The sequence below is a fragment of the Halorubrum sp. B53 genome (assembly GCF_059752395.1).
Genome location: NZ_MWTH01000014.1, coordinates 76700 through 98128 on the forward strand (window position 1 = coordinate 76700; position 21429 = coordinate 98128).

Genomic DNA, 21429 nt, shown 5'->3' on the forward strand with positions numbered 1-21429 from the left:
CAGCGCTCCTGAGTCGAGTACAGCGTGAACCGACAACGACGCCTTCTGTGGATTCAACAGAGCAAAAAAGTCACAATGTCATCTGTATCTCCGGCATATCAACGAAGGCTGTCTCGTATCCCTCATGGCGAGCCGTTTGTGGGGGCGAATCGACTGTGATCGTCAGCTCATCTCCCGTCTGTACGTCCGAAACTGTTGTCCCGTAGTGATAGCGGAGCTCTGGATTGATGGTTGACTGTAGAATTCCGTCGAATACTGACGCACCATCGCGCCGTAATGTTACAGATAATGACATCATCGGCAGCATCGTCCGATTGTACGGCGTGCGCGGAGACACAGCGAGGTACTTCTGTTCCCCGTCACCACCGAAACGCGACGCGTCTTCGAGGACCGTAACCACGAACCTCGCGTCTCCGGTCATCTCCGAGCCACGCACGTCACCAGGGAGCGCGTCCGGCGTCGGCACCTGCGAGTCTGGTATCATCACCATGTCCATTAGGTCGACAGCACCCCTCGTGCCTTCCTTGTCGTCGGAGATGTCTGTGTACGAGATCTCATCGAGCGTCGATTCGCTGAACTCGAATTCGAACTCGAACGAGGCGTTCCCCTGGTTCTCGGCCAGCGATCCGGTCCGCCGCGTCGACGGCCCGCCGATACTGACCTCGACAGTGTGTGTGCCGTCGCCCTGAAGTTGGGCGTTATCGCCGAAGTGAAAGCCCATCGGCTGAGAGAGCATCGGCCACGGCGCGAATTGATCAATCGATTCCCCATTCTGTGTGATCGTGAGCTGCGGATTGATATCGGGCGGAATGATCCCTGTCTGTGCGTCCCAGACGACCGGCATTATATGAACGGAATCCGCCGACTGGATGTCAACCTTCGTGGTCCCGTTTGGCTTCATCAGCCAGAAGCGATGCGGATACGAGTACGTGAGCGCACACTTGTACCCATCCTGCTGTTTCATTCCAGCCATTTTCATTCCCTCGTAGTGGGTGGGATGGTAGACTGTATCCGGCCGATTCCCGGCCATTGGTGGGGCAGAAGCAGAAGGTGTCTCGAACACGCTGGCACACCCAGCGAGGCCGACGATCGAAGTGCTCCCGGCGACCCGGAGCACATCACGACGACGCATACGTCACCTCCTCCCCGTTGCTGCCGGTTGGGTATACAGGCGGAAGCGCGCGCAAACCCCGCGGGGGCACGAGGTAATTGCCGCGACGCTCCGTCCGGATATACTGGAGGATACCGTTGTTGTTTCGCTGCCCGACGGCCGACTTCTCGGAAATATCGGTTCCGTTCATCGCCTCTTTCGTGTCGACGAAGTCGCTGATCCGCCGTTGGAGCGAGAGGAAATGTACGCCCGCTCGTCCTCCGTCAGTCGAATCAAAGTCACGACGAAGCAGCAGCGGCGAGCCGTCATCGTCGCGAACACGGGCGTTCTTCTGCGCGTGACCGACGACACCCATCTCGCGGGCGGTTTTATCGGTCGGCTCACACTCACCGACTCCGTTGCTGTCGCCGAGGTTGTCTCCGGCACCCTTGACGACATCGTTCTCGGCGTGATATGGGCAGAACATCTTCGCCTCGCGCTGCCAGCGGTCGTCCTGATTGTACCACTGGTTGAGGTTGAGCCGGAGCTTGGAGATATGCTGAGTCGTGCCACCGGCGAACGGCCCCGACTGGATCGTCACACGATCTTCACTGGCCTGGTTCTTTGTGAACCCTGATTTGAACCCCATAAACAGAGGTGCGTCCTCCGGAACTTTGTCGGCTGGAACACCCTCAGCGTCACCTACATTCTCCGCCGGTAACCCGTTCCCGATAAAGCCCGTCCGCCGGTCGGCGAGTGAGAAGACATCGGTCAATGTAGCCTTAGGCTGATCGACATCGTTGAGGGTCGGTTTGTTCCCTTTGAGAGCTTCTTCGGCACCGATCACCGCCTGCGCCGTGTTACTCGCGAGATGGACGACCGCATCCGGTGTATCTAATTCGGGCTCCTCGAACGGAGCAAGTGCTTCCGGATCGGGGAGGTCAACGCCATCAGGAAGTGATTCGTCGAACCGGTCGAAGTATGCCGGAGAATAACTCACCGTGAACAATAATCCGTCTCCGCTTCGCTCGTAGGCGTGTTCGATGCCACGGAGAGCTGTTTCAACCCGATCGCGGTGGTCTTCGTTCGGTTGTCCGTCTCGTCGGTAATTCAGATAGAGAAGCACCCGATGGCTCGGGGCGATGACGTTTCCGTGGTCGTCTCGTGAGAGGACCTCATTCCAAGCGTGTTGATGCTGTGGATACGATGAGAGATCATCCGGGGCCGTCGGGATATCGACTTCTTCACGGCCTAAACAGGCACTAAATCCTGCTACTCCGCCGATAGCGACGGCCGACTTGAGAAATTCTCTTCGGGGGATTCCCCTCTCGTCAGTCATCACTCGACAGTTGGGAAGTCACGCTCAAGCCCGTTCTGGTATGATTCTCGAACCCGTCTTCAACGGTTTTACAACGGAATCTATGTTCGGCAATTGAACCAGAATTAGTAATAGAGAGCGTAGTAAAGGGTTGATCGACCTACGATGTTTGACGCAGTCCTCCGTGTTGATCTTCTTCTCTTTTTGACTATTGGTGTGCTTGGTGGGGCACACTGTATCGGTATGTGTGGGCCGCTGGTGACCATGTATGCCGAGCGGATGGCTCCCCGTGGAGACGCCGGGACGGTGAGGTCAGGTACCCCGGGTCAACGTGGACATCTTACCACATATGAGGTTCGTCAACACGCTCTATTTAATTTGGGGCGGACGGTCAGCTACGCGCTCATCGGTGGGGTGTTCGGCGCGCTTGGTGGTTTCGTGTTTATTTCAGCGGACCAAATAACCGCAATCGCCGATTCCGTCCGGGGCGGCGTCGGTATTTTGATCGGGATATTCATCATCGTATCCGGTGTGAAATATCTTCTCGGAGGTGCTGCTGGTCTCGGAATTCCTGGAGTACAGAGAGTAACCAATTGGATCGCTGTTCGCGTTGACCGATACGTAAATACTCCTGGAATCGTTGGCCTCGGTGCGCTTCATGGGTTGCTCCCCTGTCCGATACTGTATCCCGCGTACCTGTTCGCATTCGCGACGGGATCTGCTGTATCCGGTTTTCTCGCGTTAGCGACGCTTGGTATTGGGACGATACCAGCCGTTTTCGCTTATGGAACGCTTATTGAGTCCGTCGATGCCATTCATCGCCGACGACTCCATCGTCTCCTCGGTATCGCCTTCATTCTGCTGGGATACGTTTTGTTGGGACATGGATTGATGGCAATCGGCATCACTGTTCCAACGCCGATGCTTCCACGATATCAACCGCTGGGGTGACCATGGCTTAATTATAGTAGAAATTAGAACTATCCGCACGGAGTGCTGTACAGTATCTAATGGATCATCTCGACGAGATCTCCGTCGAAGAACTCTAAGACGCGCTTGACAACGTCGACGGAAACAAGCCGACGCAACGTTGTTAGCTGCGATCGCGTACAAAAACGGCGTCACACAGACTGAACTTGCCGAGTGGCACGACACCGGCCGACGAACGATCTACAGCTGGCTCAACCGACTCGATACTGACGAGCCACTTGAACAGGCTGTAACTGATGCTCATCGATCTGGTCGAAAGCGAAAATTATCAGAAAAACAGAAGCAAGAATTTGGACACACTGTCCACGCATCACCCAAAGAGATCGGTTTTGACGCGCCGGCGTGGACGCCGGTGCTTGTCAAAGAATTTCTCGAAGAAACGTACGGCGTCGAGTATTCACTTCCGAGTTGTCGGCGGTTGTTGAAAGAGGCAGGATTGAGCTATCAAAAGCCACGCCGTTCAGCCACTGAATCCGACGAAGACGATCAAGAAGCGTTTCACGACGAGATCAAAAAAAGCGGCGAGAGATAGACGCCACAGTAGTCTGTATCGATCAAACCAAGAAATCCGTCCAAGTCGAGCCGCGTGGTTTCCGCGCGGCACGCGGCCTTCTGTCGAATTATCCGGTCAACGGAAGTGGACGTGCTTGCTCGGCGCGATCACCGAGGACGGCGATCGCTTTTTCTCACGGCTTCCCGAGTACGTCACCGCTGATCACGCAAAACATTTCATTTTAGCACTATGTGACGAATTTGAAGAGGATCTGATCGTCGTGCTCGATAGCGCACCGTATTTTCAGACATCGGCTGTCACGGACCTCGCGGCCCGTGACGACCTCGCCTTTGTGACGCTCCCGTCATATTCGCCGGAGTTGAACCCTGTCGAGGAATGTTGGAGACAGCCCCAAGCAGCTCTCAGCAACCGGTTCTTCGACTCACTCAACGAACTTACAACAGCGATCGATACTGCTCTTGACCAAATTTCTATCCCAACTGTGTTCGTAGGCTTCCTAATTAATGTCTCAAAAGACGGTCAACATCTTTTCATCAACTTTCCCTCAGTGTACGCACTTCACCTGCTGCTAATGGAATGAATTCTCCCGATGGCTTTTCGTGAAACTCGACTGAATCGGGATCCTTCACGATGGTTCCCAAATATTAAATTAGACGAATCTAAATGGTAGTTATATGTCTCCGAGTCCAGTTGTCGAGGATACCCTCAAAACGATCTACCATCTCCAGCAGGAGGAGGATCCACCGGTTGCGACATCCGCTATCGCCGACCGTCTCGACAAGGCACAGGCGACGGTCACGAGTACGCTCGACCGACTTGAAGCGCAGGGACTGATCGCACGCGAACCGTACCAAGGAAGCGAACTCACTGACGACGGCGAAACCGTTGCAGTCGAAGTACTCCGGCATCACCGGCTCCTCGAAACCTATCTGGCCGACCACCTCGATTACCCTTGGGAGCAGGTCCACGAAGAAGCCGACAGACTCGAACACCACATCAGCGAGGAGTTCGAACGGCGGCTCGCCGAGACACTCGAAAATCCCCGGCGAGACCCCCACGGCGATCCGATTCCAGGTGAAGATCTAGAGCCACCGAATCAGGACCCCATGAGACCCCTGTCAGCCTGTGAGGTCGGCGATCGAGTGGTCATCACTCGTGTTAGCGATCGCAACGAGGATGATCTTGCGTACTTGGCCGATGTCGGGATCACGCCGGGCACAGCTGTACGTATTGTCGATGTCGCCCCGTTCGGCATGATTACTCTGGATGTCGACGACACTGAGCAAGCTATTCCCGAAGGGGTTGCGACGTCGATCCGCGTGACCTCCCTGAACGACGTCGACGACTCGGTGAGCGTCGACCACCGGGGTGATGCATGACGCCGTTTCTGGAGATCGTCGTAATCGCGGCCATCGCGCAGCTCACCGTCCTGCCGGGCGAGAAGGTCCAGTTCATCATCGCCGGGCTCTCGACCCGGTTCAAACCACTGCTGGTCGTCGCGGCAGCTGGGACAGCGTTCGCGGGCTGGACCGTCCTCGAGATCCTGTTCGGTCAGGCGCTCCAGCAGGCGCTCCCGGGCGTCGTCCTCGACGGGATTACGGCGGCGCTCTTCCTGCTGTTCGCGGTGTTACTCGTCCGGTCAGCCCCTGGTGGGCACAACGTCCCAGTTGAGAGCGGCACACAGACGGATGGTGGCGTCGTCGGGACACGAATCACGGACATCAACCCGGAGTTCGAAGCGTTCGGCTACACGATCGGCGGGCAGCTGGGCGAATTTCTCACCATCTTCGCGATGATGGCTGCTGGAGAGTTCGGTGATAAGACCCAGCTTGTCACCATCGGGCTGGCGGCACAGTACGGGGCTAGTGCCGCGATCTGGGCGGGTGAAATGTTGGTCATCATCCCGGTGAGCCTTGCGAACGCGTACTTCTTCCACACGTTCTCACACCGCTTCGACGTCCGGAAGGCCCACTACGCCGGGGCGGCACTATTTGCGTTCTTTGGGGTGGATACGATCTTAGGGATAGCGACCGGCCCGGAAGCGGTGTTCGGTCACAACAGCCTCTGGGAGGCGATCGTCAGCGCCGTTTCGGATGCGCTCCTCGCAGTCGTGTGACCACTTCTCGCTTGCCGTACTACGGTGGAACTGTTGATTCTTCATCGAAACTCACAGCAGAGACGTATCTCATCCGCTGGGATGCCAATCTCCCGGGGCGAGAACGTGCTGTTTGCGGTACGGGAACCGAAGCCAATCTGTCACTCATCCCTTCTCGGAAAGCCAGTCGAGCGCTCTCTCGCGCTCGATACTGTCGAAATATCGCATCTCGTCGGGCGCGACCGGCCAGATCGGCCGGATGACACGCCACCAGTCAAAGAGCAGCTTCGCCCACCTCGAATCGCCGACTGCGGCGTACCGGTCGATATCGAAGTCAGGACCGTACCGGAGATCGGGAACCACCCCGTGGAGATGTGTGAGAAACGTCCCGAACGTCCAGTTCGGAACTTCCTCGTACACGTGGATGCGTCCCTGCTGGTCGCTTTTTTCGACGAGTAGCGAGTACAGCTCTCGATAGCCTGCTCTCGTCCCTCGCCCGACGCGAATCGCAACGAGGTTCCCGTTCGTCTCGTCTAACACTTCGAACATTCGATTGGGTGCTGCGTGAGCCATCGTTAGTGGGAGTGATTCGTCGTACCGACAGGGTCGGTATCGGGGTCGGCACTCCCGACGAGCTCGACGGTTGCGTGGTCGATTCTTCGATCCGTGAGATGATCGTGAACTCGCGCCCGGATCTCTCGTTGTTCTTCGAGAGTGGTCGCTGTCTCGGTGAGCCGGACGGTTGCGACGGTGAGTTGACTACACATCTGCCAGACGTGGAGGTCCTCAACTTGGTCGACGCCGTCGAGTGTCGTCAATTCATCCTGAAGCTCTTCTGACGACACCGGGCTCCGTTCCAACAGGATCGAGGTGCTTTCCCGGAGAACGTTCCCGGCCGACGCGAGTACCACCAGCCCGATGACTACGGCCGCCATAGGGTCTGCGATGGGGAGATCGAACACTGCGACAGCGGCAGTCGAGACGATTACCGCAACAGAGCCACCGGCGTCTCCGAGCAGGTGGTAGAACGCGCCCCGTTCGTTGAGGCTCATCTCATCACCTTGTAACACGTACACGGAGCCGATGTTTACCAGCAGTCCACCCGTCGCGATGATCAGCGTCAACTCCGGATTGATCGCTACCGGCTCAAGGAACCGCTGGTAGGACTCCCAGACGATGTATCCGACCATTGGAAGGAGCAAGACCCCGTTCAGGAAGGCCGCAACCGGCTCCAGTCGGTGGAGACCGTACGACCACGCCTCACCGCCCTGGAATCGTTCGGCGGTGTAGCTCGCCCCGAACGCCATCGCGTACGCAAGCATGTCGAACAGCATGTGGAGTGCGTCGCTGATGAGCGCCACCGAACCGAACAGGAGTCCACCAGCCAGCTCGACGGCGAAGCCGACGAAGTTGATAACGGCCACGAACGCCAACCGTCGAGTACTCTGCTCTGTCGTCTGACGCCGGTCCTCGTCGTCGTGCTCGTGCGTATGGAGGGACATCGTCTCGACCAGTGAAGAGTGGTTAGCTGTCGGCCACCGCGTCTCTATCGTCAGTCGCAGGACGGATCCGCGAGAGTCGCATCGCGTTTCCGGTCACCGCGGTCGTCATGCCGGCGTCTCCGGCGAGGACGGCGAGCCAGATCGGAACGTATCCGAAGGGGACCGCGAGCGCCAGTCCAGCCTTCACTCCGAGACTCGCCCAGATGTTCTGTCGGATGACGCCGTTCGCGTCGTTCGCGAGTTCGTAGAGGTACGGGAGCTTCGCGAGGTCGTCGCCCATCAGGGCGATGTCGGCCGTCTCTAACGCGGTGTCCGTCCCGGCCGCGCCCATCGCAACGCCCACCGTCGCCGTCGCGAGTGCCGGGGCGTCGTTGATGCCGTCACCGACCATCGCAACGCCGTCGTACTCGTCGACGAGCTCCTCGATCGCCGTCACCTTGTCCTCGGGGAGTAATTCGGCCTGGTACTCGTCGACGCCGACCTGCTCGGCGATCGCGCGGGCAGTCCGCTCGTTGTCACCCGTCAGCATCACCGTTCGGGCAACACCGAGCTGCTTCAGTCGCGCCACCGTTCGCTTCGCTTCCGGCCGAATCTCGTCGGCAACCGCGATGACGCCTTCGAGTTCGTCTTCGGTCCCAACGAGAACGACGGTCTTGCCTTCTGCTTGGAGTTCGGGAACGGTCTCTTCGAGGAGATCGAGACAGTTGTTCCGGTCACACATCTGTCGGGCTGTCTGCGTCACGACGCCACCCTCGGTCGTCGCGTGAACGTGCGACAGGTCGAACTCTAACTCCTCAAACAGACCCGGCTTGCCTGCGAAGTGAGGAGTCCCGTCGAGATCGGCGCGAACACCCTTTCCGGTGATGCTCTCGAAGTCATCAACCTCGCGCTCGGCAACCCCTGCGCTGCCGGCTTCGGCGACGATTGCCTCGCCGATGGGGTGTTCACTCCGTTGCTCGAGCCCGCGTGCACACCGAAGTACGTCCTCCTCCGAGTTCCCGTTCAAGGGTACGACGTCGGTGACGGTGAGCTCACCTTTGGTGAGGGTCCCCGTCTTGTCGAACGCGACCACATCGACGCCCCCCATCGCTTCGAGGTGATTGCCGCCCTTGATCAGGACGCCGTTCTTCGCGGCGCTCGTAATTCCCGACACCACCGAGACGGGCGTCGAGATGACGAACGCACACGGGCAGGCCAGGACCAGTAAGGTCAGCCCATAGACGACGGCCGTGGACCAGGTTGTGCCGAGGATATACGGGCTTGCTAGTGTCGTCAGGATGGCGAAGGCGACGACCACTGGCGTGTAGTACGTTGAGAAGCGCTCGACGAACTGCTCGCGCTCGGTCTTGTTTGACTGAGCGTCTTCGACCATCTCCACGATACGCGAGAGCGTGTTATCGCCGGCCTCGGAGGTAACCTCCACCTCGAGATACCCCTCTTCGTTGATCGTACCGGCGTACACCTCGTCGCCAGTCGTCTTGTCGACGGGCACGCTTTCGCCCGTGATAGGCGCCTGGTTGACGGCGCTTTCACCGTCGACGACGCTTCCGTCCATCGGGATTTTCTCCCCTGGCTTGACGACGACGATGTCACCAACAGCGACCTCGTCGACGGGAATCGTCTCCGTGCTCCCATCACGCTTGACGGTCGCTTCATCCGGCGAGAGGTCCATTAGCTCGCGGAGCGAGTTCCGGGCACGGTCCATCGAGTACCGCTCCAGCAGTTCGGCGATGCTGAACAGGAACGCGAGGGTGGCGGCCTCGAAGTAGAGTGCCTCCCCGAAGGCGAGGCTTGCAACGAGTGCTCCGAGGATAGCCACCGACATCAGGAAGTCGATATCGAGGTTCAGATTTCGCGCCGAGTAGTAGCCGTTGCGAAGGATTTCCTGGCCGCCGAAGGCGACGGCGACGAGGAATAGTCCGTCGGCAACGAACAGCTCCGTGCCGAGAAGGCTCGCAATCTCTCCGTTCTGCCCAGTGAGGAAGAATTCGAGGAGCAGACCGAGAGCGACGAACCCACCGCTGATCCACGTCTTGAGTGCCCGCGGACTCACCCAGATGCTCTCGCGTTCCTCGGTCGCGTTCTGACCTTCGGACTCGTCGCTCGAACTGTCTGTAACCTCGTATCCAGCACGTTCGATAGCACTGATTATCTCGGCTTCTCCGGCCTCCGAAGAATCGTACGTGACAACGACGGTTCCGGTCGTTGGCTGAGTTTCATATGCTGTGACTCCGGCTTTGTCGAGTGACTTTTCGATCTTCCCCGCACACGAGGGGCAGTCCATCTCGGGCACCGTAAATTTCGTCGTTATTTCGTCGACGTCCTCAACGGTGTATCCCGCTTTTTCGACCCGATCAGCTATCTCGGTAGCGCTGGTTTGATCGCGGTCGTATGAGACTGTCAACGTTCCCGTCGTCACTTGCGGGTCGAGACTGTTGATCCCGTCCAGTTTTTCGACGCTGTTCTCAACTTTTCCTGCACACGAGGGACAGTCCATCTCCGGAACCGAGAGCTGTGCAACATTCCCTTGTCCGTGTGGTGGGGAGGTGTCATCGACATCCCTTGTATGCTGAGTGGACTCGTGACTATGCTGAGATCCCTCTTCGTGCGTGTGGGTTCGATTCGGCGGTTCGCCACGTTTGTCGTGGGAATTATCGTCAGGTGGGGTCATTACTCGCCGGTTGCCGCTACAGATTTATTAAATCTACTGCGATAAATGCTCCCTATTATGTTAATTATTAATAAAAACTATGTATTGAGCTATTAATATTCCCGTCAGATCATCTCACTCGAACTGTCCCGACCATTCCAGAACTCTCATGCGGAATACAACAGTACCCATACGTTCCGGGTTGATCGAACGTGTGCTCGTAGTTCTCCCCCGGGGCGATGAGTCCCTCAGTAACCCGGTTCCTCGCAGCACGCTCTGACTCGAAGCCACCACTTGCGAAGTACACGGCCTCGGCAGGAATCTCGTCTTCGTACGCTGTGACCGTGTGCTGGATGTCGCTCTCGTTCGTCCACGTCACTGTCCCTTCGGTTTCGATCGTCGCAGTCTTCGGCTCGAACGTGTGATCGTCGGGCATCGTGACGGCCAGGCTCGACGATGCCTGCCCGCTCAAACATCCAGCGGTGCTCAGCGTCGCCAAGGCGGCAGTACTGAGTCGCAATACCGTCCGTCGATTGTAGAATTTGAGTGTCATTGGAACAGAGATGGGTGGTGCCTATCAGAGCGCCACGAAGAGGTCGGTCACGTACATCACTCCGAGGCCGAGCAGGAACGCAAGCAGGTTCGTGGCGCTGGCCACGCGACCGCCTGCATCCCGAACCATACCCGCGATCTCCCAGTTGACCTGTAGGATCGCACCAACCCCGATCGCGAGGAAGAAGGCTCCGATCGTCGGCGAGTACGCGAGACTACCGATCCACCCGCCGAGGATGACGGGGGCACCGGCGATGACGCCGAGCGCGGCGAAGTGCTTGAACGACGGACGCTCTCCGCGGGCGACCGGTGCAACGACGGCCGGGCCTTCCGTCACGTTGTGGAGCATGAACCCGATCACGAGGAACGCGCCGAGCGACACACGCCCGAGTGCGAACGAACTCCCGATCGCCAGCCCTTCCGCGAGGTTGTGCAGGCCGATCCCGACCGCGACCAGATAGGCGATCCAGAGACCGCTACTCGCCCGACTGTCACCGGCGGCGACACGGCCCTTGCGCCACGCGCTGATTGCCTGAACGAGAGTGAGTGCGCCGAGGATCCCGAAGACGACCAAGAGGTCGCCCTCGTACGCGCCCGGAACCCGTTGAGCGAGTTCGAACGCCTCGAATCCGGCGTCGAACGCCAAGAAGCCGAGGACGCCAGCCGCGAACAAGAGCACGGCGTGTAGCCACCGATCGCTCATCGTCTTGATGTAGGGGAACCACAACATCCCTAATGCGACCGGGATCACACCGACAAACAGCCCGATGACTGCAAGCGTCCAGAGCAGACTGAGGCTGAATCCAGGTGCCTGACTCGGAGCGATGATCGTATTCTCGAATGTTGCCCCGTCAGAGAGTACGAGGGCGACGTTGAGATCCCATCCCGGATTCCAGTGATACGGGATCACGATCTGTGCGCTTTCCATCGGAGCGAGCGTTTGGTCGCCACCAGCTCCTTCGACCTGAAAATTCCAGTAGGCCTCATCGACGAGGACCTGTGCTATCGTCACGGAATCGGGCCCGTTGTTCGTTACGTGTAACACGACCGTTTCGTCGCTCGGAAGCGTCGTGTGCGTGATCGTCACGTCGGGAAGCGGTTCACCACTCTGGCTCTGAATACTCGCGAGTGGTGACGTGAACGCGAACACACCCAAGACGAGCACGAGCAACACGATCGGGAGTATCGCGCTGACCCATCGCGGTAGTCCGAGCGGCTGTGTGACCTCGTTTTCAGTAGATACACCACCGTCTGGCGTTGGTTTTTGTGTCTCATCTGCCATGTTAGACCACCTCAAAGAAGCTCATCCAGCCGAGTTCGGCGAACTCGGATTGGTGGGCGTGGAACATGTACAGCCCGGGTTCGTGATCCGAGTAGTCGAGCTCGATGATACCGCGTTGCGCCTGCGTCTGCATGATCGTGTCTACGGTCTTGCGCGTCGGTGTCAGCGTAGTCCCGTGGTCATAGTAATCGAAGAACTGCGAGTGCGTGTGGAACGAGTTGATAAGGTCGAACTCAGTCGCATTGGAGAGATACACGCGTTGCCGTTCGTTCTTGTCGATCTGGATGGGACGCTTCGTCTCGCCCGCCGTCCAGTTGCCGGTGCCGTCGGTACTACCGACCCCGTATGCGAACGCCCGTGTGTTCGCCGCGTAGACCTCGTTCCCGCCGTCGAAGTTAGTGTCGAACGAGTTCATCACCATGACCATCTCGTTGACGGCGTCGTTTTCGGCGTACTCGTGGTTCCGGCTCTTCGCCTCTTCGACGAACCGCGTCCGCATGTCGTCGGTAATCGGTCCGGGGTAATTGACGTAGTCGCGTGGATTCTCCCTGACGCATTCGGGGTCCGGATCGACGATGATCGTGCCGTAGAGTCCGCGGTGGATGTGCTCTTTCAGCGGGAGCGAGTGGCAGTGATAGAAGTGCGTACCGGCGGGCTGGGCGATCCACTCGTAGGTGAAGGATTCACCCGTATCAAGCACACCGGGGCCGTTCTGGGGAATCCCGTCCATTCGCGGGTTGAGGTTCTTCAGGTGTGGATGAATCGTGTGTGCGTGTCGTCCCAGATTCGTGAACTTCACGCGGATCAGGTCACCCTCGACGGCGCGGATCGTCGGGCCCGGTACCTGGCCGTTGTACGCCCACGCTTGAAACTCGACGCCCGGCGCAATCGTGATCGTCGTGTCGACAGCAGTGAACTCGAATTCCCGTACGGTTTGGCCGTCCTCTTCGTAGACCTGTTGGGGAACGTTATCCTGTCCGCTCTCTCCGGTATTGAACGCAGTGAGGAACTCGTGCGGGTCGAAATCCAAATCCTGGTATTCACCTACCGCACCGAAGTTTCCGTGTCCATCCTCATCGTCGTGCTCGGATGAGGCAGCTGCTCGGGAACTCCCGAGTCCAACTGCTGCACTGCCTGCAACACCGAGACTGCCAAGGACCGTGCGGCGACTAACACTCGTTTCACCAGTGAGTGATTCGACCAGTCGCTCCTCAAGCCGTTTCGTGACGTCTGCTGCGCTATTGTAATCTATCGATGGCATGATCTCCTCCGCTGGTCAAGCCTTCGCATACCCATACACGTCCATTGCACCACCCAATATATAAATTAGACCCATCTAAACTTAGATTGAGGCTAAACTAATAGACTCGCTACTGGAGACACATCAGTTTAGTTTGAGGCTCCAGTGAGCGTTTGAGCGGTTATGGATCGGGCCACTTCCTCTGGGAGTGCAACTCGTTCGTCGGTGCCATCTGGATCAAGCGTCACCATCCCAAATGAGGTGGTCTCAACAATTTCGACTACAGTTGTTGGGGTAATCCCGTGTTCAGACAGGTACCGGAGTAGATCTGGATCATTGTCTGGCACCCGTTCGATTCGAACCTTGTCGCCGACCTGCTGATCAGCGAGGGTTTCACCGGATTGTGGCGGTGAAACGTCCAGATCCGCTGTGGGAATCGGGTCGCCATGCGGGTCAACTGCCGGATTCCCTAACTGCTCTGCAATTCTGTCGGCGAATTGATTGCTGATATGGTGTTCGAGGCGATCTGCTTCGTCGTGTACCTCAGCCCAATCGTACTCGAGGCGCTCCGTTAGGTATCGTTCTAAGAGCCGATGATGGCGAATGATCTCGAGCGCAACAGGAATTCCAGTGTCTGTGAGTACAACGCCCTTGTAGGGTTCGTAATGGACAAAATCCCGCTCTGCTAATTTTTTTACCATACTGGTGACTGACGGTTGTGCTACGTCCATATGCTCAGCGAGCGTCGAGGTCCGCACCCGTTCATCCGTTTCGTCCTGGAGGTAATAGATCGCTTTGAGATAGTCCTCCATGATGGCGCTCAGCATTAGAGTGAAATTAGACTGGGCTAAGTTTATAATTTGCCGCGAGATGATTTGTCTTGTCGACAGCTGTGAGCGTAAGTCTGAGATGGGCCGGTTATCGCCACGGTCAACACTTGCGTATTGATTTTCCGTATCTTCCTGCTGTGCCACTCACTGATGCTCAGAATGGCGCATCGAGAATTCGAACCTTTATAATATAGACGGGAGAAGTCGGCGATGGAATGTCTGACCTGATCGTCAAAGCAGCCGTGAAGGACGCACTTTCGGACCACAACGTCTCGGCAGATTTCTACGACGCCCTCAACGAAGAGGTCGCCGAACTGATTGACGACGCCGCAGAGCGTGCCGAGGCTAACGACCGGAAGACGGTCCAGCCCCGCGACCTGTAGGCCTACTTTGCGTAGCCGACCCCGCCACTCGAACGTAGCTTTTTGAGGTTCCTGTTCAGAAGTTAGGAAACGGAGATGGCGGACGCACCGGATACCGAACGGCAGGCGGTCGAACCCGATGCGAGAGAGGTCCTTAGCGTGTCACAACTGAACGACCGGATCGCGTCGGTCGTCCAGGACACGCCTGCCCTCAACGGCGTCCGCTGTATCGGGGAGGTCACTGACCTCCACGAGAACAGTACGGCGCTCTACTTCACGCTGACCGACGGCGACGCCGAACTCCCCTGTATGATCTGGGCGAACCGTTACCGGGGGATGGACACCGACCTCGAGGACGGGACCGAAGTCATCCTCGAGGGCGATATCGACTACTGGGTCGAAGGTGGGAAAATCGACCTCAAACCGTGGGAAGTGATCGTCGTCGGCGACGGCGACCAAGCAGCTGCCGTCGAGCGGCTGCGAAGCGAACTCGAAGAGCGTGGCTGGTTCGACGACGAGCAGAAACAGCGCCCGCCGGCGTTCCCGGAGCGGGTCGGTGTCGTGACCTCACTCCGAGGGGATGCTCGGTACGACATCCAGAGCGCGATCCACGAGCAAGACCCTACAGTCGACATCCTGGTGAAGGATGCGACCGTCCAAGGGTCAGAGGCCCCGACGTCTATCGCGAATGGGATTCACCATCTGGACCGCTCCGAGGACGTCGATTCGATTATCGTCGGCCGCGGCGGTGGGAGCGATTCGAACCTTCAGGCGTTCAACACCGAGCGGGTCGCGGAAGCGATCTTCACCGCGAACACCCCGATCGTCACGGCAATTGGCCATACTGACGACCGACTGATCGCGGACCGGGTGGCGGATATGGCTGCAATCACACCGACAGCGGCCGGCGAGTACATCGTGAAGTCTCGGAATGACTTCCTGGCTAGCGATATTGACCCGCTTGAGCAACAGCTTGAGGCCGCGTACGAGACCTTTGAACAGGAGCACGAACACGAACAGGAACTGGCCGAGGCAGTCGAAGAGGCGACCGCGCCTGAGGGTCTGTCGCCGGTTTACTACAAGGTTGCAATTGTCGTGCTCCTAATGCTGTTGCTGCTCATTACTGCACTCTGGCTGGGGGTGATCTAAGCGATGGCGAAAGACTCGGATATCAGGAGTCGGATGAACCGCATCGAAGAGATTATCGATCAATTCGACGCGGATGAGGTTTCACTTGATGAAGGGAGTGAGCTGTACGAGGAAGGGCAGGAGTCGCTGACTGAAATCCGCGAGCGACTCCACGAAGGCCAGGGCGAGGTCATCGAGATCGAATGAGGAACGGGGACAGTATCGACTGTTTCTCCGCGTTAACCAACAGCCTGCCGTTGATCACGAGATTGTTGGTTAAGGTCGCTGGCCACGGCTACCCTTCAGGCTTAACTGCGATGTGCTCCCATCTCGAACCGTTCGGCGAGAATTCCAATGTTCCATGAGACGGTTCTGATATTCGGCGTCTACCTACTCGCGTGTGGTGTAGCGTGGCTCCTCCACGAGTCCGCACACTACGCCGTCCACAGTTTCTATGCGGAATCAGTCTCGTTCGGTGTCAATCGACGTGGCCCATACGTCGACGCCGTTTACGCCCCGTCTACTCCGACGGTCGCTATCCGACTCGGTTCGATCGCGCCGACTCTCCTCTATACCCCTATTGTCGTACTCGGAATTGGAGCCTATCTCTCGTCGAATCCGGTTCCACAGCTGGATCCAGTCGGGTGGTCGCTTGTCGCCGTTCCCCTCGTGATTTTGACTTTTCCGACTGGTGCTGATATCCAAGCGTGTCTCAACGCCTCAGAATAGCGTTTCTTAACGTGTATTCGGTCGGCGTCAGACAAACACTTCATTAGTTATATAGTCAGATTTTAAGAAAGTCATTGGCCGTCAGTATTTAGTAGATAAGACGCAAGTATGTGCAAATGTATCATGGCACAAGCCAGTCCCCGCAGTACCCACCGTGAACCTGATACGGACGGGCGGTCCTCCGTGTCAATTGAAGCGTGGTTGGAGGCGGTCAGTAGAGAACTGGATCCCGCCGAGTGCGAGGACCTCTCCGAACTCGGCATCTACTCGATCCACGAACACAGCAGCGCCCGCACGATCACCCTTCCCCAGAATGCAGACGAGTTCGAGGACGCGACGACGGTAAAGCAGTACTATTTCGAGGGCGAGGATTGTCCGCTTCTCATCGTTGCTCCGCTGCAGATCTAAGTCGCCCTGTGGGTCGTAGATCAGCAGTCGGCGTCGTCTTCTTTGTGGTCGGAATAAAACTGGATGAGGTACTGAAATCGGCCTGTATCACTCGTGAATGAATCGAGTTCATCCTGTAACCACTCGTATTTGTCCTGCGGGATTCGCATATTGATTCGGGCCACATCGTCGCTAACATCCGAGCTGGAGTTACTGGCGCTGGTCGCTGTGTCTGCGTCTGACATTAGTTCGACCCAAGCTATGCGGTCGCATATATCCACGCGGAATGAGAACTTCTCTAGAGAACTTGGAGAACTTTGAAGATCTCCAAATTCATCCAAATTTTCTGACCTCTTTTGGTCGTGCTATCCTTTCCCACAAACGATGTGTGCTAAGGTCCCCTCCGGCGAGACGCCGGCCAGTACTGAGGAATCGACGTCCGTCATTCGGATCATCCACAGGTCCATCGGCCCGATTCTGCTGGCGCTCCTCCCGCTGATCCTGTTCGTGGGGACGGCGGCCGCACAGTCGGATCCAGGGAGCGCATTCTGCGACTCGAACATGGCCGATACCATCCAGAACATCTTCACTATCATCCAGTTCGGTGGACCGCTCATCGGCGGCGTCCTCGCGCTCGGCGCGACGGTGGCGATCCCGTTCACCCGTCGCTCGGACTGGAAGAAGGAGATGAAATCCGTCCGGAATCAGGGCCTGCTCTGGGGCGTGATCGTCGCCCCCCTCGGGACGGAGATCGTCCAGTTCATCCTGAACAACATCGTGGTCGGTGGCACGAGTTGTGGGTTCTAACTACGCAACAGGATTCGCACTCGTCATGTCCGCCGTCCTCGTCGCATCGACAGCCGCCGTTCCAGTGGGCGCCCATCCCCCGAATAGTACTGACCACGGCGTCCCGGAGGAGACCTTTCACAAACTGTGGTCGGGGGATCAAGACGGTGCGACCGACGGTGCGAATCTGAGTAACGGGTCGGCGGTCGAGCAGCTTGGCGAGGGGACCGATGTCCCGTTCGATTCGCCCCCGCGGGCAGTCGAGCGATGGAACCGGGGCGACCACCAGGAGTTCCCGGCGACCAACAGCTCCGTGTCGATCCATCCACCAGATGCGGACCTCACCAGCGACCAGTTCATCAAGGAAGCCTATACTGAGGTGTTCGCCGTCCAGCCGTCCACCCGAGCGCGCCTCTCGTCGTCCAGACAGCCGCTTTACGTCGCTCCAGACGGGACGCTCCGCGGCACCGTCGATTACCGGGTGGCGGTGCCGCCTGACGACACCTCCAGCGATCGACGCGTCTATTGGAGTCTGGAGAGCCATCAGGTTGAGGAGACGAGACTCCTCGTCGATGGCGACGAAGAGACGACGGCTGGTGGTTCCCACACGCCGGCACTGTCGTACTCCTTGGATGGATACGCCGGCGAGGACCATCAGCTCACGCTTCAGGCGAACATCTCGGTCCGACTTCGGAAGGAGGTCGAAGTTTGTACCGCTCACAACGACGAAGGCGATTGTACCAACTGGGAGAGTTCCGTTTCATACCCGACCGAGACCGTCACGGTAACCGATTCTATCGAGGTCACGAAGTACGACCTCGCGGTATCAGGGTTCATCGCGGAGTATCCGAACGGTGATCTCGGCCTCGTCGTTTACAAGAACCAGCCGTGGCTCGGCTACCAGTTGCCCAACGGTGACGTCCGAGGAGTCTGGCGGTTCTACTCGGCCCGTGACAAAGACTGGGACACGCTGGTCTACAGCTCGGACGATGGACAGCGGACCGCTCACTCACCGCTCCATCCACTCCAAGTGAACGCGTACCCCATCGAGACGGGGCCGACGCCGTCGCCCCGCCGGAACGTGACGATACTGGATGTGTACGGCACGTCGACGTCGCCGCCGACGCTCCCGTCGAGCGTCCACTTGGACGTTCTCACGGAGCCGTACACGGCCAGCTACGGCATCGCGACGCGAGCCACGACCGACGAACAGCCTGAGACCGTCCGTGCGTGGGGACTCGTCAGAGGGGTTGAGGCGGAACGACCCGCCGATGAGTTCGCTCGAATCCAGATCTACGAGAGCAACCTCACCCTGGAGGTGATGAACCAGACTGAAGACACCGTCACCGTCCGGGTTACGCTCCTGAACGCGAATACCGACGCACCAATCAACACCGCCGAACGAGACGGCTACGTTGTCGTCAACGGGCAGCGTGTGAACACGACCGGGAACGGAACCGTCAGGATGACGATTGAACGTTCCCCTGGCGGTGTTTCGGCACGATACGAACCCGGCCACTGGTGGCTCAATCCTCCCGGCTATACCGGCGACTCGGATACCGTCCTGCTGCAAGGCTCGGTGCTCCAGCTGGTGTCGACGCTGTTCCGGATCGGCGTTCCCGTCTCGCTGTTCCTCCTTGCAGTGTTCTTCATCGATCGGATTACAGGGTGGCGTATCTGGCCCCCGTGGAGGTCACTATAATGATCAGAGAACATTCAGAATCCCATGACCGGAATTCGGAACGGTGGATTAGTCGACGCCGTCTTTTGGCTTCGTCTGGAACAGCCCTGCTTGTAGGAGTAGCAGGGTGTTCCGGAACCGATGGTCCCGGCAACCAGACTGAATCCCCAACAGATTCGTCCTCAACGTCGCCGTCTACAGATTCGGTATTTGAGGAAATCAGCTTCGCGGGATCCCACCTTGTGGTGACGCTGGCTGATGATCACGACGTCGACCAACTCAATCTGATTGGCCCAGATGGTACTACGTTCGAACAGTCAACCGTTGCACAGGGAGCTACAAGAGTCGAAATACAGATCGTCTTCAAGACTGGTGGGACGTACTCTGCTGGCGAGTACGAGTTAGTCGCTGTTACCGGGGAGTCATCTGAGTCGATGTCGCTGGAGCTTCGGCCCGATATCCAGATCGTCGATGTCGAGCCGGAGTTCGATGAAGATGATGGCTACAGTAGCGGTCGGCTCTTTGTGACGGTCGAGAACGTCGGTACTGGCCCCTCTTGGGTGTATAATATTGGCTTCCGGAATGCGCCGTATCGGAACGCACCTGAGGTCATCGAAGGAGACGGCGTTGCTGATACAACGTTCGAGCGTCCGGAGGCGAGCGAAGAATTCCTCAGCCCCGGTACTGAACGGGAATTCCTGAAACAACGGGGTGTTCTCGTCATCGATGACAACGACGATGTCTCATGTCAAAGTGATACTACAGAATTAACCGTCGTTGTTCAGACCCCACACGGAGATATTGAGCAACCGATTCGGGCAGAGCTGTCCGGTGGATACCATATCGACGACCAAGGCGCGATCCAACACCCGTGTAAAGACGTCCAGATTGAACTACTGGACGGGGGTGGAGACAATGCGTAGTCCCGTTCGATTCCTAATTCGCTCTATCGTCGTCTTCTTCGGGCTACTGAGTACGGGCACTGCTCCGGTTTTAGCTCAAAGTGACGGGGGCAGCGATGGCGGTGCCCTTGGAGACATTATCATCAACGCTATCCAAGAACTCCTTGAGATACTCTTCAGCCCCATAGAGACCGTCATCGAAAATCACGGTGATGCAGTCTTGCGGACAGTGGTGGGTACTCCCCATCCAGATTCGGTGTTCAATCAGCCGACGAACGCAGCGTGGCCTGGAATTTACGACTACTACTGGGAGATAATTATCCCGCTTTCGCTATCGCTGTACGGTCTCTCGCTTGGGATCGTCATTTTCCTTGAATCGACGAGCCACTTGTTCAACGGATACCATCGCTCGAAGCTCAAGAAACGCGCCTTCGCCGGACTGCTCGGTATCTTGTCGTGGTGGTGGATCTCAGCGCTATCGTTGCGGTTTATGGATGCATTGGCTGGGTTCCTCGTCCCCTCGGTGTCAGAGATCTCGCTATTCCAGACGCTGTCGTTCACTGGGATGGGCGTGCTCGGCACGGTCGTCGCTCTCTCAACGAATTTGCTCCTATTCGTGTTGATCGGCCTGATTTACCTCGCGAGACAGCTGGCGCTCTACCTATTCGTGTTCCTGATGCCACTACTCATCGTATTCTGGATCCCTGGCGTCGGGCCGTTCGCCCTAGTCTCGAAATTCATGAAGAAGTTGGCCGGGTTCTACGTCCCTTTCCTGTTTATGACGGTCCCGGTTGCTCTCCTGTTCCGTCTCGGGGACATCTTGGGAACGAGTTTCGGCCCCTCAGCTGGTGAGTTCGGGGCTTGGTTGACGGCACTCGTTATCCCGCTTCTCGCCGTTGCCTCTCCGTTTGTTTTGTTCTGGCAGGCCGGGGCGTTGTTCTTCATCGCCGACAGGGCGGCCAGACATATGTCTGCTGAGAAGGCCCGTAGTCGGTTGTCTAGAGGGCGTGAACAAGTCCAATCGGCCAAACAGGGTGGGAGAAACTTCGTTCGAGGAGTGCGCGATGAGCCCGCAGTCAAGAGCGGTGGCCAATACGTCTTGAACTCTGGTGATTCGAGAGCCCACTCTACCGGCCAACGACTCAATACGACTGGCTCTCGCCTCCGTGAAGCGCTCACCGACGGCAGTGGTGGAGGGGGAGGAAACAGCGGAGGCGGAGACCTCGACGGCGGAAATGATGGTTCTACGGCCGATTCCACCACCAGCGAGGATAGTAGTGGGAACGATGGAAGCGAGGAGTTCGATCGAGACGATGCGTTCCGGGACCCCCAGACTCGGAACCGGAATCGAGACTCAGCAGATGACCCGCCACGCTACATCCACTAACAAC

22 protein-coding genes and 1 pseudogene are annotated in these 21429 nt (G+C 57.9%); 13 read left to right on the top strand and 10 right to left on the bottom strand.

Features of this window, described 5'->3' with window-relative positions; translation table 11 throughout:
* Nucleotides 1-70 precede the first annotated feature (70 nt).
* Together B4V06_RS12100 and B4V06_RS12105 are read right to left on the bottom strand one after the other, a co-directional pair.
* Nucleotides 71-1132: a DUF7350 domain-containing protein gene (locus B4V06_RS12100; protein WP_123115104.1), complete on the bottom strand. Its 1062-nt coding sequence runs from the start codon at nucleotides 1130-1132 to the stop codon at nucleotides 71-73.
* Complete coding sequence (locus B4V06_RS12105; RefSeq protein WP_123115103.1) at nucleotides 1119-2429, bottom strand: DUF7405 family protein; 1311 nt, start codon at nucleotides 2427-2429, stop codon at nucleotides 1119-1121. Before B4V06_RS12105 ends, B4V06_RS12100 begins: the two co-directional genes overlap by 14 nt.
* 144 nt (nucleotides 2430-2573) lie before the next feature.
* Between B4V06_RS12105 and B4V06_RS12110 the strand changes: the two genes are divergently transcribed.
* The 4 genes and pseudogenes from B4V06_RS12110 to B4V06_RS12125 all read left to right on the top strand — a co-directional run bounded on the left by B4V06_RS12110 (nucleotide 2574) and on the right by B4V06_RS12125 (nucleotide 6028).
* The gene (locus B4V06_RS12110; protein WP_123115102.1) at nucleotides 2574-3359 is read left to right on the top strand and encodes a sulfite exporter TauE/SafE family protein; all 786 of its coding nucleotides are present in this window, start codon (nucleotides 2574-2576) and stop codon (nucleotides 3357-3359) included.
* 59 nt (nucleotides 3360-3418) lie between these two features.
* Nucleotides 3419-4408, top strand: a pseudogene (locus B4V06_RS12115) (IS630 family transposase); the annotation flags it as partial.
* 178 nt (nucleotides 4409-4586) lie between these two features.
* Nucleotides 4587-5291: a metal-dependent transcriptional regulator gene (locus B4V06_RS12120; RefSeq protein WP_498166508.1), complete on the top strand. Its 705-nt coding sequence runs from the start codon at nucleotides 4587-4589 to the stop codon at nucleotides 5289-5291.
* Nucleotides 5288-6028 carry a TMEM165/GDT1 family protein gene (locus B4V06_RS12125; RefSeq protein WP_498166505.1) on the top strand — a complete coding sequence of 247 codons (741 nt, stop codon included), beginning with the start codon at nucleotides 5288-5290 and terminating at the stop codon, nucleotides 6026-6028. Before B4V06_RS12120 ends, B4V06_RS12125 begins: the two co-directional genes overlap by 4 nt.
* Nucleotides 6029-6172: 144 nt before the next feature.
* Here the strand turns inward: B4V06_RS12125 and B4V06_RS12130 are convergent, their stop codons facing one another.
* The 7 genes from B4V06_RS12130 to B4V06_RS12160 form a co-directional block, all read right to left on the bottom strand.
* On the bottom strand, nucleotides 6173-6556 hold the full coding sequence (locus B4V06_RS12130) for a SpoIIAA family protein (protein ID WP_142987657.1): 384 nt from the start codon (nucleotides 6554-6556) through the stop codon (nucleotides 6173-6175).
* 26 nt (nucleotides 6557-6582) lie between these two features.
* The gene (locus tag B4V06_RS12135; protein WP_498166502.1) at nucleotides 6583-7509 is read right to left on the bottom strand and encodes a cation diffusion facilitator family transporter; all 927 of its coding nucleotides are present in this window, start codon (nucleotides 7507-7509) and stop codon (nucleotides 6583-6585) included.
* A gap of 22 nt (nucleotides 7510-7531) precedes the next feature.
* Nucleotides 7532-10180: a heavy metal translocating P-type ATPase gene (locus tag B4V06_RS12140; RefSeq protein WP_498166499.1), complete on the bottom strand. Its 2649-nt coding sequence runs from the start codon at nucleotides 10178-10180 to the stop codon at nucleotides 7532-7534.
* Between the two features lie 109 nt (nucleotides 10181-10289).
* Entirely contained in the window at nucleotides 10290-10595 is a 306-nt protein-coding gene (locus B4V06_RS12145; protein ID WP_321166838.1) for a cupredoxin domain-containing protein, read from the bottom strand.
* A gap of 141 nt (nucleotides 10596-10736) precedes the next feature.
* On the bottom strand, nucleotides 10737-11993 hold the full coding sequence (locus B4V06_RS12150) for a ZIP family metal transporter (RefSeq protein WP_498166495.1): 1257 nt from the start codon (nucleotides 11991-11993) through the stop codon (nucleotides 10737-10739).
* A gap of 1 nt (nucleotide 11994) precedes the next feature.
* Complete coding sequence (locus B4V06_RS12155) at nucleotides 11995-13254, bottom strand: multicopper oxidase domain-containing protein (RefSeq protein ID WP_498166492.1); 1260 nt, start codon at nucleotides 13252-13254, stop codon at nucleotides 11995-11997.
* 128 nt (nucleotides 13255-13382) lie between these two features.
* A complete protein-coding gene (locus B4V06_RS12160; RefSeq protein ID WP_498166490.1) occupies nucleotides 13383-14060 on the bottom strand; it encodes a metal-dependent transcriptional regulator in 678 nt (225 codons plus the stop codon).
* Between the two features lie 218 nt (nucleotides 14061-14278).
* On the opposite strand from B4V06_RS12160, the gene B4V06_RS12165 reads away from it, so the two are divergent.
* From B4V06_RS12165 to B4V06_RS12185, 5 genes are all read left to right on the top strand, one after another.
* Nucleotides 14279-14446, top strand: coding sequence for a DUF1931 domain-containing protein (locus B4V06_RS12165; protein ID WP_498166487.1), 168 nt, complete (start codon nucleotides 14279-14281; stop codon nucleotides 14444-14446).
* A 75-nt stretch (nucleotides 14447-14521) separates the two neighbouring features.
* Nucleotides 14522-15574: an exodeoxyribonuclease VII large subunit gene (xseA, locus tag B4V06_RS12170; protein ID WP_498166484.1), complete on the top strand. Its 1053-nt coding sequence runs from the start codon at nucleotides 14522-14524 to the stop codon at nucleotides 15572-15574.
* A gap of 3 nt (nucleotides 15575-15577) precedes the next feature.
* A complete protein-coding gene (gene xseB, locus B4V06_RS12175; RefSeq protein WP_498166481.1) occupies nucleotides 15578-15760 on the top strand; it encodes an exodeoxyribonuclease VII small subunit in 183 nt (60 codons plus the stop codon).
* A gap of 147 nt (nucleotides 15761-15907) precedes the next feature.
* Nucleotides 15908-16282 (top strand): hypothetical protein, encoded by a 375-nt coding sequence (locus tag B4V06_RS12180; RefSeq protein WP_498166478.1) that lies wholly within the window; start codon nucleotides 15908-15910, stop codon nucleotides 16280-16282.
* A gap of 183 nt (nucleotides 16283-16465) precedes the next feature.
* Complete coding sequence (locus B4V06_RS12185) at nucleotides 16466-16690, top strand: hypothetical protein (protein WP_498166475.1); 225 nt, start codon at nucleotides 16466-16468, stop codon at nucleotides 16688-16690.
* A 20-nt stretch (nucleotides 16691-16710) separates the two neighbouring features.
* Here the strand turns inward: B4V06_RS12185 and B4V06_RS12190 are convergent, their stop codons facing one another.
* On the bottom strand, nucleotides 16711-16914 hold the full coding sequence (locus tag B4V06_RS12190) for a hypothetical protein (protein WP_498166473.1): 204 nt from the start codon (nucleotides 16912-16914) through the stop codon (nucleotides 16711-16713).
* Nucleotides 16915-17053: 139 nt separating this feature from the next.
* On the opposite strand from B4V06_RS12190, the gene B4V06_RS12195 reads away from it, so the two are divergent.
* The 4 genes from B4V06_RS12195 to B4V06_RS12210 are packed head-to-tail and all read left to right on the top strand — an operon-like array spanning nucleotide 17054 to nucleotide 21425.
* Nucleotides 17054-17476, top strand: a complete 423-nt coding sequence (locus tag B4V06_RS12195; protein WP_004594540.1) for a hypothetical protein — start codon at nucleotides 17054-17056, stop codon at nucleotides 17474-17476.
* A gap of 25 nt (nucleotides 17477-17501) precedes the next feature.
* Entirely contained in the window at nucleotides 17502-19157 is a 1656-nt protein-coding gene (locus B4V06_RS12200; RefSeq protein ID WP_498166470.1) for a DUF8186 domain-containing protein, read from the top strand.
* Complete coding sequence (locus tag B4V06_RS12205; RefSeq protein ID WP_498166468.1) at nucleotides 19157-20059, top strand: hypothetical protein; 903 nt, start codon at nucleotides 19157-19159, stop codon at nucleotides 20057-20059. Before B4V06_RS12200 ends, B4V06_RS12205 begins: the two co-directional genes overlap by 1 nt.
* Nucleotides 20052-21425, top strand: coding sequence for a TrbL/VirB6 family protein (locus B4V06_RS12210; RefSeq protein WP_498166466.1), 1374 nt, complete (start codon nucleotides 20052-20054; stop codon nucleotides 21423-21425). The genes B4V06_RS12205 and B4V06_RS12210 overlap by 8 nt, the downstream gene beginning before the upstream one ends.
* Nucleotides 21426-21429: the final 4 nt, after the last annotated feature.

Coding starts and splice junctions, on each gene's coding strand:
- B4V06_RS12100 (WP_123115104.1), bottom strand. CDS start 1,132: ATGCGTCGTCGTGATGTGCTCCGGGTCGCCGGGAGCACTTCGATCGTC.
- B4V06_RS12105 (WP_123115103.1), bottom strand. CDS start 2,429: ATGACTGACGAGAGGGGAATCCCCCGAAGAGAATTTCTCAAGTCGGCC.
- B4V06_RS12110 (WP_123115102.1), top strand. CDS start 2,574: ATGTTTGACGCAGTCCTCCGTGTTGATCTTCTTCTCTTTTTGACTATT.
- B4V06_RS12120 (WP_498166508.1), top strand. CDS start 4,587: ATGTCTCCGAGTCCAGTTGTCGAGGATACCCTCAAAACGATCTACCAT.
- B4V06_RS12125 (WP_498166505.1), top strand. CDS start 5,288: ATGACGCCGTTTCTGGAGATCGTCGTAATCGCGGCCATCGCGCAGCTC.
- B4V06_RS12130 (WP_142987657.1), bottom strand. CDS start 6,556: ATGTTCGAAGTGTTAGACGAGACGAACGGGAACCTCGTTGCGATTCGC.
- B4V06_RS12135 (WP_498166502.1), bottom strand. CDS start 7,509: ATGTCCCTCCATACGCACGAGCACGACGACGAGGACCGGCGTCAGACG.
- B4V06_RS12140 (WP_498166499.1), bottom strand. CDS start 10,180: ATGACCCCACCTGACGATAATTCCCACGACAAACGTGGCGAACCGCCG.
- B4V06_RS12145 (WP_321166838.1), bottom strand. CDS start 10,595: ATGCCCGACGATCACACGTTCGAGCCGAAGACTGCGACGATCGAAACC.
- B4V06_RS12150 (WP_498166495.1), bottom strand. CDS start 11,993: ATGGCAGATGAGACACAAAAACCAACGCCAGACGGTGGTGTATCTACT.
- B4V06_RS12155 (WP_498166492.1), bottom strand. CDS start 13,254: ATGCCATCGATAGATTACAATAGCGCAGCAGACGTCACGAAACGGCTT.
- B4V06_RS12160 (WP_498166490.1), bottom strand. CDS start 14,060: ATGCTGAGCGCCATCATGGAGGACTATCTCAAAGCGATCTATTACCTC.
- B4V06_RS12165 (WP_498166487.1), top strand. CDS start 14,279: ATGTCTGACCTGATCGTCAAAGCAGCCGTGAAGGACGCACTTTCGGAC.
- xseA (WP_498166484.1), top strand. CDS start 14,522: ATGGCGGACGCACCGGATACCGAACGGCAGGCGGTCGAACCCGATGCG.
- xseB (WP_498166481.1), top strand. CDS start 15,578: ATGGCGAAAGACTCGGATATCAGGAGTCGGATGAACCGCATCGAAGAG.
- B4V06_RS12180 (WP_498166478.1), top strand. CDS start 15,908: ATGTTCCATGAGACGGTTCTGATATTCGGCGTCTACCTACTCGCGTGT.
- B4V06_RS12190 (WP_498166473.1), bottom strand. CDS start 16,914: ATGTCAGACGCAGACACAGCGACCAGCGCCAGTAACTCCAGCTCGGAT.
- B4V06_RS12195 (WP_004594540.1), top strand. CDS start 17,054: ATGTGTGCTAAGGTCCCCTCCGGCGAGACGCCGGCCAGTACTGAGGAA.
- B4V06_RS12200 (WP_498166470.1), top strand. CDS start 17,502: ATGTCCGCCGTCCTCGTCGCATCGACAGCCGCCGTTCCAGTGGGCGCC.
- B4V06_RS12205 (WP_498166468.1), top strand. CDS start 19,157: ATGATCAGAGAACATTCAGAATCCCATGACCGGAATTCGGAACGGTGG.
- B4V06_RS12210 (WP_498166466.1), top strand. CDS start 20,052: ATGCGTAGTCCCGTTCGATTCCTAATTCGCTCTATCGTCGTCTTCTTC.